8 protein-coding genes are annotated in these 16491 nt (G+C 63.8%); 3 read left to right on the top strand and 5 right to left on the bottom strand.

The window, feature by feature from the left end:
- Positions 1 to 22: 22 nt before the first annotated feature.
- From AP234_RS34735 to AP234_RS07765, 5 genes are all read right to left on the bottom strand, one after another.
- Complete coding sequence (locus tag AP234_RS34735; RefSeq protein WP_083501951.1) at positions 23 to 1261, bottom strand: DNA cytosine methyltransferase; 1239 nt, start codon at positions 1259 to 1261, stop codon at positions 23 to 25.
- 63 nt (positions 1262 to 1324) lie between these two features.
- Positions 1325 to 2308 (bottom strand): DNA cytosine methyltransferase, encoded by a 984-nt coding sequence (locus AP234_RS07780; RefSeq protein WP_055478916.1) that lies wholly within the window; start codon positions 2306 to 2308, stop codon positions 1325 to 1327.
- The gene (locus AP234_RS07775; protein ID WP_083501894.1) at positions 2305 to 3159 is read right to left on the bottom strand and encodes a DUF6339 family protein; all 855 of its coding nucleotides are present in this window, start codon (positions 3157 to 3159) and stop codon (positions 2305 to 2307) included. The genes AP234_RS07780 and AP234_RS07775 overlap by 4 nt, the downstream gene beginning before the upstream one ends.
- Complete coding sequence (locus AP234_RS07770) at positions 3156 to 4115, bottom strand: hypothetical protein (RefSeq protein WP_055478914.1); 960 nt, start codon at positions 4113 to 4115, stop codon at positions 3156 to 3158. The genes AP234_RS07775 and AP234_RS07770 overlap by 4 nt, the downstream gene beginning before the upstream one ends.
- Positions 4112 to 6208: a helix-turn-helix domain-containing protein gene (locus AP234_RS07765; RefSeq protein ID WP_055478913.1), complete on the bottom strand. Its 2097-nt coding sequence runs from the start codon at positions 6206 to 6208 to the stop codon at positions 4112 to 4114. The genes AP234_RS07770 and AP234_RS07765 overlap by 4 nt, the downstream gene beginning before the upstream one ends.
- 497 nt (positions 6209 to 6705) lie before the next feature.
- Between AP234_RS07765 and AP234_RS07760 the strand changes: the two genes are divergently transcribed.
- From AP234_RS07760 to AP234_RS07750, 3 genes are all read left to right on the top strand, one after another.
- Positions 6706 to 11376 (top strand): DEAD/DEAH box helicase, encoded by a 4671-nt coding sequence (locus tag AP234_RS07760; protein WP_055478912.1) that lies wholly within the window; start codon positions 6706 to 6708, stop codon positions 11374 to 11376.
- A 50-nt stretch (positions 11377 to 11426) separates the two neighbouring features.
- Positions 11427 to 13301 (top strand): ATP-dependent helicase, encoded by a 1875-nt coding sequence (locus AP234_RS07755; protein WP_055479292.1) that lies wholly within the window; start codon positions 11427 to 11429, stop codon positions 13299 to 13301.
- 232 nt (positions 13302 to 13533) lie between these two features.
- The gene (locus AP234_RS07750; RefSeq protein ID WP_235558028.1) at positions 13534 to 16491 is read left to right on the top strand and encodes a helicase-related protein; all 2958 of its coding nucleotides are present in this window, start codon (positions 13534 to 13536) and stop codon (positions 16489 to 16491) included.

The raw sequence follows: 16491 nt of genomic DNA, 5'->3' as shown, positions 1-16491 counted from the left end.
TGTTAGGGAGCGTCGAAGTCGGTCAGATACGTGGGGCGTGAACATTTCCCTGGTCGCCTGTACAAACGCCCGTATCAATTAGATACTCGTACAACCTGCCTGCAATGGCCCTTGCCAATCCAACAGGAACTGCGTTTCCGATCTGCCGGGCGATCTGAACCTTAGAGCCGCACCATAGAAAATCCTCAGGGAAGCCTTGCAGCAGTGCGGCTTCAAGGTGGGTGATCGGACGATCCTCAAAAGGGTGGAGGTAACGACCTTTCTCCGGTTTGTAGAACTCGGTACGGATGGTCACCGAAGGCTCGTCCCAATACATCCGCCCCATCACGTCGCCAGAGCCGCTGTGGTGATTCCACCAGCTTTCAGTGGACAAGTGTCGAGGAAGATCATGCCGGTTGCCCCCTGGAGGAATCGCCGAATAGCGGGCCAGCGATAACGGGGTCGGGTTACGCCCAATGTGCAGTTCCGTCGTCCGGAAAGCGCCTGGAAGCCGACGGCCCAGGGGATGGCATTCCCTATTCGGTAGCTCACTGGTGCTCGTGGTCTTCGGAGTCCGTTCGAAAACTGTGCGCGCGGGCACCCAGCTCTTACTCACTTCGTCGAGTCGGAGCAGGCTGTCGTGGTCCTCGATCTTCTCCTGCTTACGGTGGGTCGCCTTCGGGTGATCGAGAGTCCTGCGCTTCGGATGCGATGCAATCAGGTCGCGATGGGTCGCCAGGGCGATAACGCGCTTACGCGCCTGTGGCACACCGTAATCCGCGGCGTTGAGAATCTTGGTCTCCAAGGCGTAATCACTCAACGCGCCGCCCAGATCGGTGGCCGCACGCAACAGAGCGAACTCCGGTGACCGGAGGAACCGATCGACGTTTTCGATCACGAAGATCTTCGGGTGAACGGCCTTGACGACACGGACGTACTCGCGCCACAGCTTGTTCCGTGGATCATCGGGGTCCTCTTTTCCAAGCCCGGAGAAGCCCTGACAGGGAGGACCCCCGAGGATCACGTCAACGTCGGCGAAGCCTACATCGGGAGCCCAGTCCTTGATGTCCCCTGGGAAGATATGAGCCGTACCGCCGGCCTCATCGGCGAAGTTCGCAGCATATGTTGAAGCCGCTGCGATATCCCACTCAACCGCTCCGACCGTGCGAAAAGGTGAGCTTTCACACCCCGCCGGCCGGAAGTCATGAAATCCCTGCGTGAAGCCCCCGCAACCCGCGAAAAGATCAATGATATTTATGGGGCGGGTGATGCGGAAGTTCATGTACATTACCTTATCGAGGCTTGGGGGATGGAGTACAACGGACAGTGCAATCAACACGAGCGGCTAGCCGACCAAGGCGAGCGCGATCTGACGTCCCAACGCGGTTGCCACCGGTGGGGGAAACGACTGGGCGACCTGCCGGTAGCTCGATGTCTTGCGTCCTGTAATGATCCATTCCGGAGGAAAGCCTTGGATCCTGGCCACCTGTGGGACAGTAAGCTTCGGCAGGCCTTGACGCCCGAGTTCGGGCTTGAACGGAAAGTCCGGTCCAGGGACATTATCGGCCAGACCGCTGCCGTCCACGCCCAACTCCATCCAGGAACGCTTGGTGCGGCTAGGACCGAGGTCGGCCCCGCCGTGCTTCTTGGAACCGCCCACGATCGTGGGAGCCACGCGATTCGCGATCTCCGCCCACTCATCGGCCGCCACCCATCCTCTGCTCGCCATCGAGTCCCGTAGGACCTGCCCCACGGTCGGCGCGTTACCGTCACCTTCCGGCCATGTGAAGCGGGCGAAGTCGGCGGGGCGCATGGCGACGATGATGCTGCTGCGGCGGGTCTGAGGTACGCCGAAGTCTTGGGCCTCGAGTATCTGCCAGTCCAGCCTGTAGCCCAGATGTCGCAGCTCCTCCTCCACGAAGTTGCGAGTCCCGATGAACTTCGAGCTCGTCAGCAAGGTCGGTATGTTCTCGATCATGATCGCGCGGGGGCGGACGTCCATAGCGAGAAAGATCGAGGCTCTGAGCAGATCACGGTCGTCTGCGGTGCCTTGCTGCTTGCCAGCGACAGAGTACGGTGCCGAAGGCACACCACCGGAAAGGAGATCGACGTCCGGGACTCCGTCGTGCTCGGAACCCACGAAATCCTTCAGGTCGGCCTGTAGAACTCGCCAGTTCGGGCGATTCACTCGAAGCGTGGCGCAGGCCTGAGCATCATCGTCGATGAGCATGACAGGGCTGAATCCGGCACGCTCCAGTCCGAGGGCCTGCCCACCCGCTCCAGCGCAGATCTCCAGGCTTCGGAAGTCCCCTTCACGCGGCGGACTCATGCGATCGCCCGCTGATCTGATTCAGCCCGACCTCGCACGGGCGCCTCCATGAAGAGTTGTTTGAATATTTCAGTGAGCGTCTCCACGGATCGTGCCGGGACATGGCCATCATCAGGACCGTCGGGCAACGAGTCGTACGGTACGAGCACATCCGTCAGGTTCTCGATCCAATCCCAGTAAGAATCGGTGTCCAGTTGCACATCGGGTGCCAGAGCCTCGTAGGCGAGAGTGCTACCCGCAGTGTTCACGGCCTGCGCCAGAGCATTGACCTCACGGCCGGTCCGGACTATCCCGGACGACAACAGCCGGAGGATCGCTTGAGCCGTCGGCCGGTGCAGGATCACCTCCAAACGCAGCACGGTGTTGAGCACGTCCTGATTACCGCAGGCGATCACGACGGGCCCATAATCGGGGCCGTCACGGAAGAGCTCGGCAGCCCACCAGAGCCTGGCGAACGCTTGGGAGTAGAACGGGCCGGAGAACCGTCCGCGGTTGACAGCCCGGGCCGGCTGCCGTCCGGGATGACGCCGGAACACATAATCTGGCGCCACGCGCAGCGCTAGGTGGTTCCAGAGTCGGGAGTCCGCAGCCTCCTGGCGCGTCAGGCGCAGAGTCGCATGCAGTACCGGTGCCAGCCAGGCATCCGCCGCTGTTCGGGACTCCGACTCGAACCGCTTCAGTGCCTCGTCCACGAGTTGTCGCACCGGCTCCACAGCCCACCGAGTCGGGAGGGATGCTCGGTCGATGGCGGCAAAAGGCAGCGGTTCACGCTGTTCCAGCACGGCCGTTGTGAGGAACTTGGCCGCCGCCGCGTCGGGCAGGCAGGCGAGCCACTCGGGGATGTTGTTCACTCGTCCTCCTGACCCGCACGACGCAATGTACGAATGAAGCCGCCCAGGTTCTTGGGCATTCGCGCTTGCTTGGCGGCGGCGTGCAGGATCCGGGTCTGCAGATCGCCGCCGCCGTCGCCCGTCCTTCGGCGGTTGATCACTTCGGCAAGAGCATCACCGGGAGAACGGTCCGGGAAAAGGTCCGGAAGCATCCGGCGAAGGACCGATTCACGCCAACCGCCCGGCCATTCCGGGACATCGCCGTCGTCCTGATATGTCGCGGCATTGAACAGGGCGGTCCACGTATCCATTGCGATCTGCGCAGCGAGAGCGTCACGCGCCGGTCGGTGAGCGGCTTGTGCGCTGTCCAGCACAGCCCTCAGCCCTTCGAAGCCGCTGTTCAGGTAGAGAACGGGTTTATCGCCAGCCGCTTCCACAGTCCAAGGATCATTCTTGAAGGGGTGCAGGTAGGGATTGCGCTCGTCACCGAAGTCGACCCATCGAGCCCGAATCTCGTCACGCCGCGTCGGCGTGCGAGCCCGAAGGTCCACAGTCCAGAAATCATCTGTGGCCGCGATCACGCGTCCGGGCACTCCATCGACGGTAGCGACCAGATATCCGATCAGCTCGGCACGGACGAGGTGATGGTCATGCTGTAGATCGACATCCCCGGACCACTCACCGGGGCGATCCATGCGGAGGGGCGTCGAAGTGCGAGTATTGGTACGGCGCTCTGACAGTACGACCAGGCAATCGATGGCCGTCCAGGGGCCCGAGTCCAGTTCGTGCTCCGGCGCACGCATCCTCACCGACAGTCGAGCGGTCCGCCAGTCACTGCGACTGGCCTGATGAAGCGCGACCATCCTGTGCGGCTGCGAAATCATGCTGTACGGCAGGGCGATGTCGTCCAACCGGGCCTCGTGGACTTCCAGGGACACGTCCCCGACGACGACCGGGTACGGAAGGACTCGCTTCATTGCGCGCTCTCCTTCCCTCGAGCGAGGTCCACCTCGGCCACGGCCATCCGTGCGGTCACAGGGTGGCTCGCCACATCACTGATACCGGTGAACACAGCCGTACGGGCGCCCGCCGCACATCGCAGATCGCCGTCCTCGGTCACCTCACAGTGCGACTCGGCAGTGAGGTGCGCCCAGCGGGCCTCAGGCCGGGGCCCCGAACGCGTGGCGAAGCGTAGCAAGGGACGTACCAACCAAGGATCATCCCGTTCGGGAAGCTTGATCTCTACCCTGAGGCACCAGGCACCGTCCGCGTCGACCGCACCGGTCGCACTTCTGATCGTCGGGTATCCGGGGCTGCGCGGTGCTGGAGGCGGGTCGAGCTTCAGCAGTTCGCGCAGGGAGGCGGGAGTTTCGATATCGGTGATATTTTCCATCGGGCGAACTGCTTCGCGGACGCGGTCGACCATGGCCTTGCGGAACTCTTTGAGTCGCGTGGCCGCTCCCCGGGCATAGGTGGAGGTCAGGTCCTCGGTTTGTTTCCAGTCGTTGTGCTCTGGAGGCTCGGCGGCTCGGAGGAATGCCTCGGCCAGGTCGGCTTCCGCCCCGTTCCTTCTGGAGGCACGGCCGGCGAGCAGTACGGCCTGGAATCGGATCGCGCCAAGGGGAACGTCACTGACGGTGCGCTCCAGTACGACCATTCGGGTACCGCGCGTACAGACCAAGCGATTCGGCCGCTCGTCATCATCGGTGGTCGGAGTGACCAGCAGTACGGCCTGATGCTCAACGGTCTCAGTGTTGGTGTCGTCCTTGCGCGGTGGCACGGTCAACGGGACGGGCAACGCGATGACGTCCTCGGCCGCGGTGATCTGCGAAACGGTGGTGCCGTCGAGAAACGCTCGCACAGCACGGGAGCGAGCAGGTTCGTAGCGGTGCGGGTCGACACGTTCTTCCGCCATGACGACTTGGCCGTCTCTGAAGGCTTCGACTGAAGCCTCCAGCAAGGGGGCGGAGTCTCGGCCAACGACCATGGAGGCCCAGAAACCCGTAGCCAGAGCTCGGACGAGAGCACCGTGCATCTGCTCGAGATCCACCGCCTCTCCGGAGGGATCATAGGCTCCGACGATCAGGAAACTGGTGCCGGGGTCACTGCTACCACGAGTGAGGTAGAACTCTTCGACCGTGCGGTCGCCGGCCCACCAGGACCGCGCGGCCCCATGACGGAGCGGATCACTTTCTCCGAGCCAGGCGGGACCCGCATACTGGACGCCGTTGACCTCACGCCAGGGAAGATCGAGACGACCGACCATTCGGCACTCACGCCGACCCTCGTACGTCTCTGAGAGGGTGCTGTTCATGATGACCAAGCCGAATTGGCTGGTGGCCCAGATGGTGGCCTTGCCCAGGCCATAAGATCCGCCCGCCGTGCCGGTCTTATGGCTGTCAAGCAGCCGTCGCACCACGGCAGCGAATCGACCGGTGTCGTATTCGGGGCCGGTCAACCCGTGCGCGTTGTAGTCGTCGATGCGTAGCAGCAGCAGGCTGCCCCGTTCTCGTAACTCTTGCAGACCGTTGGCGAGCACCCTGCCTACCTTCTGACGAGGGTCGGCGGCGGCTTCGAAGTGCGGCACCAGATCGTCCCAACGCAGCGCCTCCTGCAGGCGGCGTAGGCGTTCGCCTGTCAGTTCGTGGAGTGTGAATCGCACGCGGACGGGCCTGTTGCCGTCCAACCGTTCGTCGATGCTGTTCTGCGTGGCTTCACGAGCGAGGACGGTGAGGTCGGGATCGAACGCGAAGGCAGCGGCATTGCCCAATTCCCGACCACCGTCGGCATGTGCAGGTCGGTGATGCCAACTGATCGATCCGGTGGAATCAGGGGCCTCGTCCCGAGTCACCGATGAACCGGCGGCCAGCCCGAGAATCTCCTCAATGGCCTGGATCTTCTCGATCCGCGGTGCGGCCCGGCCGGTGATCCAGGCGGAGACTGCAGCTCGAGTCACGTCGAGTTCGGTGGCGAGGTCGGACTGGCTCATGTTCTTGCGTCGCAGTTGCCGGCCGAGCCAAGCGCCAAAGGCTTCCGGTTCCTGAGGGACGTTGCCGTCGTCCTGCGTCATCCATCGACCTTCCAGGCGAAACGAGCACTTTTGACGCCGAGGTTACCGTCAAACGGCATTTGACACTACCTGGCGACGGTTCCCCTATGTCTTGGTGGGGTGAGTGCTGTGATACCGGGCGCCGAGAGCCCTCCGCCTCACTGGACGTGTCTCGAGAAGAAGGCGTTACATGCATCTTTGATGCTATATGTCGTATTGGTCGGAATGGGGCGCTCGGTCCATACTCAACTCGTCTTGCGCATCTATCCGTACATGTGCGACCATGTCTCCACTCCGAAAGGCGGACAGAGGGAATGATCCGCCCAAGGGGCGAGTTGTACCCCCACGTAATTGAAGGCCTCATAATTCGCGTGCGACCTAAGGTCGTGTCCGAATCGTGCCCTCATTGATTCACTTCCATCGTTTCGTCGTGATTGCCATCGGGTATTGCTTTTCGTTGACGAAACCGGCCCCATCCTCAGAAAAGCTCCGTCTTCCCCCGAGGAGTTGACCGCGCAATGAGCAGCGTCGCGTCATCCGTTCTTCAACTAGTCCTCGATCAGTCGGCCCGTGTCCTGGGAACCTATCGCATTGATCCGGGCCTCATTCAGGAGCACGCGAACGGTGAGCGGAGTATCACGCAAGGCGGCTACGGCGACCGTCAGATCTACGAGCTCGTTCAGAATGGCGCCGACGAACTGCAGCGTGAGCCTGGCGGGAAGATCAGTGTGGTCCTGACCGGGGCTTATCTCTACTGTGCGAACCAGGGCACCGCGATGACCCCTGAGGGCGCGGACACCATTCTCCGAATGGGCGTGTCCCGCAAGCGTGGTGGTCAGATCGGGCGCTTCGGCGTGGGCGTCAAGTCCGTCCTCAGCGTCACCGATTCCCCGCAGTTCTTCAGCCGAGACAACGACAAGAGCTTCGGTTTCGACCGGGAGTGGGCGGAAGAACAGATCAGAGCTGTTTGGCCCGAGGCCGACGAGGTTCCGGTGCTGCGGATGGCCCAGCCGCTCGACCGCGAGAAGGCCGTGGAGGCCGATCCAGTGCTCGCGGATCTGCTGGCATGGGCGACGACCGTTGTCCGGCTCCCACTCAAGCCGTCTCATGTGAGCAGGCTCGGTGAGGACCTGAAGAACTTCCCGAGCGAATTCCTGCTCTTCTCTCCGCATGTCGGCACCGTGGTTCTCGAAGACCGGCGAGACACGAAGGTGATCAAGCAAGAGATATCTCAGAAGATCGACGGGGATCGCCGTACAGTTACCGTGAGCAGGACGCCTGGCGGCACCACCACCGAAGAGTGGAGGGTCTTCACCAGGACGCACCGGCCCTCCGCGAAAGCCCTCGGTGAAGCCGGCGAGCTTCACGATCGGCCGGAGATCGACATCTCGTGGGCGGTTCCGGTACGGAGCGGTCGAGAAACCAGACTCGGCGAGTTTTGGGCCTACTTCCCGACGAACTTCAAGACGACCCTTCGGGGCATCATCAACGCCCCTTGGAAGACCAGTACCGACAGACAGAACCTCTACGACGCCAACGCGTTCAACAAGGAGCTGATCCGGGTGGCCGCCGAGTTGGTGGTCGACTCTCTGCCGCTCCTCGCGCGCGCGGACGACCCTTGCGCCTACCTTGACCATGTTCCGGCTCGAGGGCGGGAAGAGCCGCAGTTCGCGGCGGCCGAACTCGTCAACACGATCTGGAAGGTTGCTGCGGTTCGACCGACCTTGCCCGACCAGGACGGCCGTTTCGACATCCCGTCACAGGTCGCTCTCCACCCTGCCGATCTCCGACCCGAGTGGCGCGAGCTGTGGGCCGGATATACAGGCCGGCCGAAGAACTGGTGCCACCACACGGTGGAGCAGACTCCTCACCGCAGGCAGAGCGTGGAGCGGATCCTCAGAGAGGCGAAGGATGTTTCGCCCAAGTCGATTCGCCAGTGGTTGGAAGCACTCGTCCAAGGCAAGTCTCCCGAGGCGTCCGCCCGGGCGATCCTGATTGCGGCGGACATGAAGCGATGGAGCCATACCCTCGCGGAAGAGGCATGCAAGGCCAAGATCGTCCTGACCGAGTCGCATGGTCTCGCGGCGCCCTCCCCCAAGGTTTTTCGGCGCGCGTCCTTAGACCAGTTGTCCGATCAGATGATCTACGTGGATGAGCGGGTCCTGAGCGACGAGTCGGTTCGGCGGGCACTGGATGAGTTGGGCGTGTACGAAGCCGACGCGGCAGGGCGGTTCGCCTCTGTTCTGGAGCAGGGCTTCTTTACCTATGGGGACACTCAATGGACCGCCTTCTGGGAGTTGTCACGGCAGGCGGGACCTGCCGACACCCTCGCCGTCATCAGGGCCGGAAAGATCGACACCGTTGAACAACTCAAGGTGAGGACAGTCGCAGGCGAGTTTCGGCGGATCTTCGATTGCCTGCTGCCCGGCAAGGTGGTACCGGGCGACGGTTCCCGGGACGCGCAAGTCGCGGTGGACATGGAATTCCATGGTCCTGACCGTCCCATTCTCCGTGATCTGGGGCTTCGAGAGGGGCCGGACACGAGGGTCGACCCCAGCGGAGAGCCCTGGTATAAGGCGTACGTCGAAAGCAGGTGGAAGCTCTATTGCAAGAAGCTTCCCGCATCGGACCGCCGACCGCAGATGAGCACAATGCGGTTCGACGGGGCGGCCCCGGCGGGACCTCTCCACTTCCTGATGGAGCTGTCCCCCGAGGGGAAGGCCGCCTTCATCCGGGAACTCCCCGATCTCGGCCTCGTGGCGAACTGGACGATGCAGGTCGGCAGACAGGCGGAGACTCGGCAGACGGTGATGTCTCCACTTCAGTGGATGGCGCGTTCTTACGGTTACCTGGACACCTCACGGGGCCTCCGGCGCGTTTCCCAGTGCGTGAGCCCGCAACTCCATCGACACGCTGACGTGCTCCCCGTGGCCAAGGTCTCCGCCAACGTGGCATCCATGCTGAAGCTTCCGGCCGGCCTGGGGGACCTCAGGCCGACTCATTGGGCCAAGCTCATGTCAGAGGTGGCGGTGTCCGAGGACGACGCCTTCCCCGGCAAGGTCTACGCCCTGTTGTTCGAAGCAGAAGCGGCGTGGCCCGAAGGAGCGACCACCCGTTGTCGGGTCGGTGACGAATGGCGCAGCGACATCGAGGATGCCGACATCGTCGTGACGGCGAGCCACGCCGACTACGAGGCGCTCATCAGAGAGCGGGTGCCCGCGCTGCTCGCGCCGTCCGAGGATGCGGCGGAGCAGATGCGGGAGACCTGGGGGATGCTGTCCCCGTCGGACGTGATCCAGAAGGAGCTCCGCTGGGTCGAGCAGGCGGAAGCCGTACCGTTGATCGAAGAGTTTCCGCACTTGAAAATCATTAAGCGCAACCAGGTGGACGGATGGTCGTTGGTGCGGTGCAGCGAGTTGGAGGAGATCACTCGCACCCCCAACGGGATGCGGTCCGCGTCGATCCCCGCCGCCGCCCAAGTCCAGGACCGCGTGGTGTTCGTTCTGCGGCCCGTCGACGACACGGAGGTTTTGACGCAGATCGATCGGGTGCTCAAGCTCGGCTTGGGTCCGGCCGGATGCCGAGGCGTACTCGACCGGCGCGAGCAGCAGCGCAACGACGAACGGCTGCGGCGTGCCCGCAAGGCCGAGAGCACTGCGCAGAAGATGCTGGAGCTGGTCGGTGCGGAGGCACTCAAGAAAGGGCTGCCGCAGGGGCTGCTGGAGAGCGAGGAAGCGGAGAAGGGGAAGCCCGCTGATGACCGGCGGATCGCGGAGCTCGCACACAACGCGTACGGCCCGGAAACCCTCCGCGTCTATCGCAAGGAGATCGAAACCAACTTTCCCGAGGCGGCGGTGAGCTTCCGCGGTGACACTCGCTCGTTGCAGCTGGTGAACGACCTGGGCCTGTCGGAGTCCTATGCCGGCACCAAGAGCGAGACGCTTCGCCCGATGGAGGTCGTCAGTGGACCTACCGCCTACCCCCGGCTCCACGACTACCAGGAGAAGCTCGCCGGGAAGATGGTCGACCTGCTCATGAAATGGAAGGCACCGAGGGCGATGCTCTGTCTGCCCACCGGCGCCGGCAAGACTCGCGTGGCGGCCGAGGCCGTGATCCGCGTGATCAAGGAGCGTGGCTTCGACGGCCGTCCGGTGCTGTGGATCGCGCAGACCGAGGAGCTATGCGAGCAGGCGGTGCAGAGCTGGTCCTTCGTCTGGTCGAAAGTCGGTCCGGAGGAGCGACTCACGATCAACCGCCTTTGGGGCGGCCGTGAGGCCACCGCGATCAAAGAGACGCCCCACCTCGTCGTCGCCACCGATGCCAAGCTCGAAGTCTGCCTGGACAAGGACGAGTATGCCTGGCTCCGGGACGCGGCCATGGTCATCGTGGATGAGGCCCATGTCTCGATCGCTCCCAGGTACACCAGGCTGCTCGCCTCCCTCGGACTCACCCATCGCGAGTCCGCCAGGCCGCTGATCGGCCTTACCGCGACGCCGTACCGCGGGTTCAACAAGGAGGAGACCCGGAGGTTGGTGGATCGGTACGGCGCTACTCGGCTGGACGAAGGGGTTTTCGAGGACAGCCCGCACGCTGAGCTCCAGAGACTGGGCGTGCTGGCACGAGTCGAACACCGTCAGCTCAAGGGCGCGACCTTCAAGCTGACTGCCGACGAGTTGCTGAGGACCGCGGATTTCCAGGGCGGGAGACTGCCCTCTACGGCAGAGGAGCGGCTCGGCCGGGACATCGATCGCAACCACATGCTGATCAAGGAGATCGAGAGCCTGCCCACTGACAGCCCGATACTGCTGTTCGCCACGTCAGTGGGACACGCGAAGCTGATGGCGGCCAAGCTCAACGATCGCGGGATCAGGGCCGCCGCCATCGATTCCGCCACCCCGGACGCCGACCGGCGGAGCCGCATCGAGGACTTCCGCAAGAAGAAGATCCGGGTCCTCACCAACTACGGGGTACTGGCTCAGGGCTTTGACGCACCCGCCACCGAGGTCGTCATCGTGGCCCGCCCTACCTACAGCCCGAACGTCTATCAGCAGATGATCGGCCGTGGCCTGCGCGGTCTCAAGAACGGTGGTAAGGAGACCTGCCTGATCCTCGACGTGGCCGACAACATCGTGAACTACGACAAAAAGCTTGCCTTCACCGAGTTCGAGGAAATGTGGGGGCTGCTGTGAGCGATATCTACACGGGCGCGCCTCCCCTCACTGCCGAACAGCAGGCCGTGATGGATCAGCCAGCGGACGCGCTTCTCCTGGTCACGGCAGGGGCGGGGGCGGGCAAGACCCACACGCTGGTTCGACGGCTGGACCGGCTGATCGCGGACGAAGGCCTGAGCGCGGGGGAGATCCTGGTTCTCACCTTCTCTCGGGCCGCGGTACGAGAGCTACAAAATCGGCTCGTCAGGCATGGGGATGCGGCCCGTCACGTGCGGGCGCGGACCTTCGACTCGTGGGCGCTCGATGTGCTGTCACAGGTCGATGCCGACGGCGACTGGCCGAGCAGGTCCTTCGACGCCAGGATCCACGGTGCCCGACAGGCCATTGAGGACGGGCTCGCCGACGCGCTGTACGAGGACCTGCTCCACGTGGTCATCGACGAGGTCCAAGACCTGGTCGGTACCCGACGTGAGCTAGTCGAGGCACTGCTGGACCGGTTCGACTGCGGCTTCACCGTCGTCGGCGACCCGGCACAGGCGATTTACGGCTTCACCATTGAAGACCCGGCGGAACGGGCCAGCGAGACCAACCGGTTCTTCGACTGGCTGCGCGCCACCTTCGGTGAGGACCTCGTGGAGTTGAGCCTCACCGAGAACTTTCGAGCCCGCAGCGAGGCGGCCGAAATCGCTCTCGGACATGGCGCTAGGCTCCGGTCGCTCTCGGAGAACGGCGGCGATGGCGCCAAGTCGTGTTACGACGATTTGCGTGACACCCTTCGGGGTGACAGGAACAGTTTGACCTTCGGTGAGCTCGACCAGTTCGCCGCAGAGGCCCTTGTCTGCTACGAGGGCACGACCGCTGTGCTGTGCCGTACAAATGGGCAGGCGTTGATCGTCTCGGAGGCGTTGCACGGGCTCGGCGTTCCGCATCGGCTTCAACGATCGGCACAGGACCGAGTGGTCCCGGCTTGGATCGGGTCGCTTGTCCGGCAGTGCGATGGCTCCATGCTTAGCCGGTCCCGTTTCGACGAGCTGGCCGCTGACCTGTCGCTGGCGGAGAGCCTGCTCCTCGACCAGCTGTGGCGGCTTCTGCTGCGGACGGACTCGAGACGCGGTGGGGACCGCAGCCTCGACCTCGGACGGTTACGCACTGCGATTGCAAAGGGACGACTCGCGGACGAGCTCACCGCGCAGCCGCCCGCCCGGCTGGTGGTGTCGTCGTTCCATCGGGCGAAGGGGCTGGAGTTCGACAGGGTCCTGGTCGTTGATCCGGGCCCGCTCCGTACGGAGACACCGCCGAAGAAAGGGAAAGTCGTTCACCAGGTGGACTCGGCGGAGGAGGCCAGGCTGCTCTACGTGGCCATGACGAGGCCTCGCGACGAGGTCTACTGGCTTGACCCTCTGGACATGCAGTGCATCCGCATCGACGATGCGACCGGTCGATGGGCTCGCTTCTTCTTCCAACGGTGGGCTCGTAAAGGTCTGGAGGTCGTCGCAGGAGACGTGCGTTCCGAACAGCCGGCCGGAACGCGGGACTTCGAGATGGATCCAGCAGAGGTGCAGGAGTACCTGACCCGCAAGGTCCGACCTGGAGACGAAATCGCCCTGGAACGACTCTGTTCCGAGGCCATCGGGCTGCAGGAAAGCCCGCCGTACCTCGTCATGCATGATGGCCGACCGATCGGGACCACATCAGACCGGTTCCATGCGCAGCTGCATCGACATCTGAAGCTCGGCCGCGACTACGAGCCGAGGAACTGGCCGCGGACGATCACTGGGATTCGGATCGATGTGGTCGAGACGGTTGCCGGCAGCCAGGCCGCCGGCATCGAAGCAGGCCTCGGTCCGCACGGTGTCTGGCTCGCTCCCCGACTTGTCGGCCTCGGCCATTTCACCTGGGACAGAAAAGATGAAGAGGAGGATACCGGTGTCGCGGCACGCTGAGCACTACCGGTTCAGGGAAGATCTCGTCGAACGGCTGGCGCTCGACATCCTCGGCCCGGTCGGAGGAGAGGAGGAGATCCTCACCGACCCACCGGTCACAACCTACGCCGCGGGCATCCTCTTCCCACATGACGCCGACGACGACCGTGTCCGTAAGGAGCGGTCGGAGCTCGACGATGAGCAGACTTCGGTCTCCTCCATTCTGGACGACGTCCAGGACACGGGGGTCTCCATGGCGAACCGGCAGTTTCCCACCTCGATGGGACTCACCTTTGGTGTCGATCCGAAGGTCGCTCCCGTCGTCCTGGTGACCGTCACAGCGGCAATGTACGATCCGATCGACTCGGCGGGACGCCCCGTCAAAGCACAGCGGGCGGCCCGCCGTGCCACAGATGAGCAGGATCTGCGGTGGCGGCGCCGTGTGCTTAATCTCGATCCGGTCACCGTGGACGTCACCTCGCAGTGTCAGGTCACCAAGGTGTTGGCACCTGGGGTCGAACTCCGGGTCAGGATCAGGGACGCCGACGCGGGGACCGGCGCGGTCGCGGTCACGGCCGCGCTGTTGAACGCGAACCGGGTCGACAAGTACGACCTCAAGGACGCCCACTGTCTGTTCCAGCCGACCATTCACATAGCGGGCCCTAACGGGACGAAGGCGCTGGTGGAACGGCCCGTTCCGGTGGGTGCGGACGAGGAGGAGGTTCACGTCAACCGTCTCCTGTATCGGCACATGCCGACCTTCGCGATCGGTCACGGATGCGCAGCCGACTGGGACTGGACGCCGCCAGCGCCTCGGGACGAGGAACTGCTCAAGGGACGCCCCAGCGCAGTGGCGGCTGTGTGGACCTCGTTCGTTCCCACGAAAGAGGTACTGCTCACCGACTCGAATCCGGAGATCGACGTTCCAGGGTTGGAGATGGCCTATCTCGCCGAGGCCACCACGTCGGATGTGCTAGCCACGCTTCGACGGCTGGTCGAGGGGTATCGCGCCTGGATCGCGGAGCGCGCCGAAGAGGCCAGGTTGCTGCGTCCGACTCCCTTCGGTACGGCCGCGGCGGGGCAGATCGAGCACTGCGAGATCGCTTGTGACCGGATGGCCGCAGGCATCGAGACACTTCGCCGCGACCCGGTCGCCCTTGCCGCCTTTCAGCTTGCCAATCGGGCGATGTCCGAACAACGCGGCCGGACCAGCTGGATCAAGTCGGGCCGTCAGGGCGAGGTGACGTACGACGGTCGGTGGCGACCGTTCCAGCTCGCATTCATGCTGCTGTGCCTGGACGGGATCGTCGATCCCGATCACGACGATCGCCGTGTCGCGGATCTTCTCTGGTTCCCCACAGGCGGCGGAAAGACCGAGGCGTACCTGGGCCTCATCGCGTTCACGGTGTTCTTACGCCGGATGCGCAGGGGCGATGCCGGCGGAGGTGTGACTGCGCTCATGCGCTACACGCTCAGATTGCTCACCCTGCAACAGTTCGAACGGGCCGCCGCTCTCATCTGCGCCATGGAGGTGATCCGGCGGGAGCGGCTGACTGACCTCGGTCACGAGACCATCTCCATCGGCATGTGGGTCGGATCGGCCGCCACCCCCAACAAGCTCAAGGAGGCGGCGGCTGCCATCGATCGGCTGCGCGGTGGTGAGGAGCTTCAGACGGAGAACCCGGTGCAGCTGCGCGGTTGTCCATGGTGTGGAACCGCGATCGACGAATGGCACTACGAGGTCGATGTGGAGACCTCGCACATGCGGATCTTCTGTCCGACGTCCGCCTGTGACTTCCATGAGGAACTGCCGGTTCACGTCGTGGACGAGAGGATTTACGAGGTCCGACCGACCCTCGTTATCGCGACGGTCGACAAGTTCGCCCAGATTGCGTGGAAGGAGGAGGTCGCGTCGCTGTTCAACCGGGACAGGGACGATACGACGCCGGCTCCGGAGCTGATAGTCCAGGACGAACTACACCTGATCTCCGGCCCGCTCGGCAGCCTCACCGGGCTCTACGAGACCGCGATCGACATCGCCGCCGACCTTCCCAAGGTCATCGCGTCCACCGCGACGATCCGCCGGGCCAAGGACCAGGGCAGGCGACTGTTCAACCGGGAAGTTCATCAGTTTCCACCCGCCGGTCTGGACGCGCGCGACTCCTGGTTCGCGGTTGAGACGGCGGCGGCGGACAAGGCCACCCGCCGCTATGTCGGACTGTTCGCGCCCAGCCAGAGCCAGGCCACTCTGTTGGTTCGGGCCTACGCCTCGCTGTTGCATCATGCCGCTGAAATCGAAGGCGACGAGAGGATACGGGACGCCTACTGGACGTTGATCGGTTACTTCAACAGCCTTCGTCTTCTGGCGGCGGCTGAATTGCAGGTTCTCGACGATGTCCAGGACCGCTTGCACCTGCTGGCGAAACGGGATGGGGGGAAGCCGCGCTCCGCAGAACGTCTCGCCGAGCTGACCAGCCGGGTGAAGTCCAGCGACGTGCCCCAGAGACTCAAGGACCTGGAGCGCGGGCTGCCCGATGAAGAGGCCTTCGACGCGGTCCTCGCCACCAACATGATCTCTGTCGGGGTCGACGTGGACCGGCTCGGACTGATGGCCATTATGGGGCAGCCGCAGACCACCGCGGAGTACATCCAGTCGAGCAGCCGGGTTGGGCGGCAACATCCGGGACTGGTGGTCATGCTGTTCAACGCGAGCCGGTCCAGAGACCGGTCGCACTACGAGAGCTTCGTCTCATATCACTCGGCTCTCTACCGCCAGGTCGAATCGACGAGCGTGACCCCGTTCTCCGCCCGTGCCCGGGACCGGGCGCTCCATGCGGTGCTCGTCGGTACAGCACGGCTTGTTTATCCAGAGCTTCGCTCGAATGGGGCAGCCAGACTGGTGCGGGACCACGAGCACCGACTGGAAGAGATGAAGGACCTGATCTTGGCCCGAGTCTCGAAGGTTGCTGAGGAGGAGCTACAGGGCACCGCAGAGGATCTCGACGACGTCATCAATTGGTGGATCAAGTTGGCCGAGAACAATCCGGCACTGGTCTACGCGGCGAAACCCACATACAAGCGCAGCGAGAAGCGACCGAGCGATGCCTCGCTCCTGCGCAGTTACTCCGACGAAGATCTCGATGACGCCTTCGCGACGCTCTGGAGCCTGCGCGACGTCGATGTCGAGTCCGACCTCTATCTGGAGAAGTGA

The organism is Sphaerimonospora mesophila (assembly GCF_001417795.1).
Classification (GTDB): Bacteria; Actinomycetota; Actinomycetes; order Streptosporangiales; family Streptosporangiaceae; genus Sphaerimonospora; species Sphaerimonospora mesophila.
The sequence above is the reverse complement of the archived record's forward strand: the minus strand, read 5'-3'. Positions and strand labels throughout refer to the sequence as shown.

Excerpts from the sequence above, each read along its gene's own strand:
- AP234_RS34735 (WP_083501951.1), bottom strand. The coding sequence starts at position 1,261 with ATGAACTTCCGCATCACCCGCCCCATAAATATCATTGATCTTTTCGCG.
- AP234_RS07780 (WP_055478916.1), bottom strand. The coding sequence starts at position 2,308 with ATGAGTCCGCCGCGTGAAGGGGACTTCCGAAGCCTGGAGATCTGCGCT.
- AP234_RS07770 (WP_055478914.1), bottom strand. The coding sequence starts at position 4,115 with ATGAAGCGAGTCCTTCCGTACCCGGTCGTCGTCGGGGACGTGTCCCTG.
- AP234_RS07765 (WP_055478913.1), bottom strand. The coding sequence starts at position 6,208 with ATGACGCAGGACGACGGCAACGTCCCTCAGGAACCGGAAGCCTTTGGC.
- AP234_RS07760 (WP_055478912.1), top strand. The coding sequence starts at position 6,706 with ATGAGCAGCGTCGCGTCATCCGTTCTTCAACTAGTCCTCGATCAGTCG.
- AP234_RS07755 (WP_055479292.1), top strand. The coding sequence starts at position 11,427 with ATGGATCAGCCAGCGGACGCGCTTCTCCTGGTCACGGCAGGGGCGGGG.
- AP234_RS07750 (WP_235558028.1), top strand. The coding sequence starts at position 13,534 with ATGGCGAACCGGCAGTTTCCCACCTCGATGGGACTCACCTTTGGTGTC.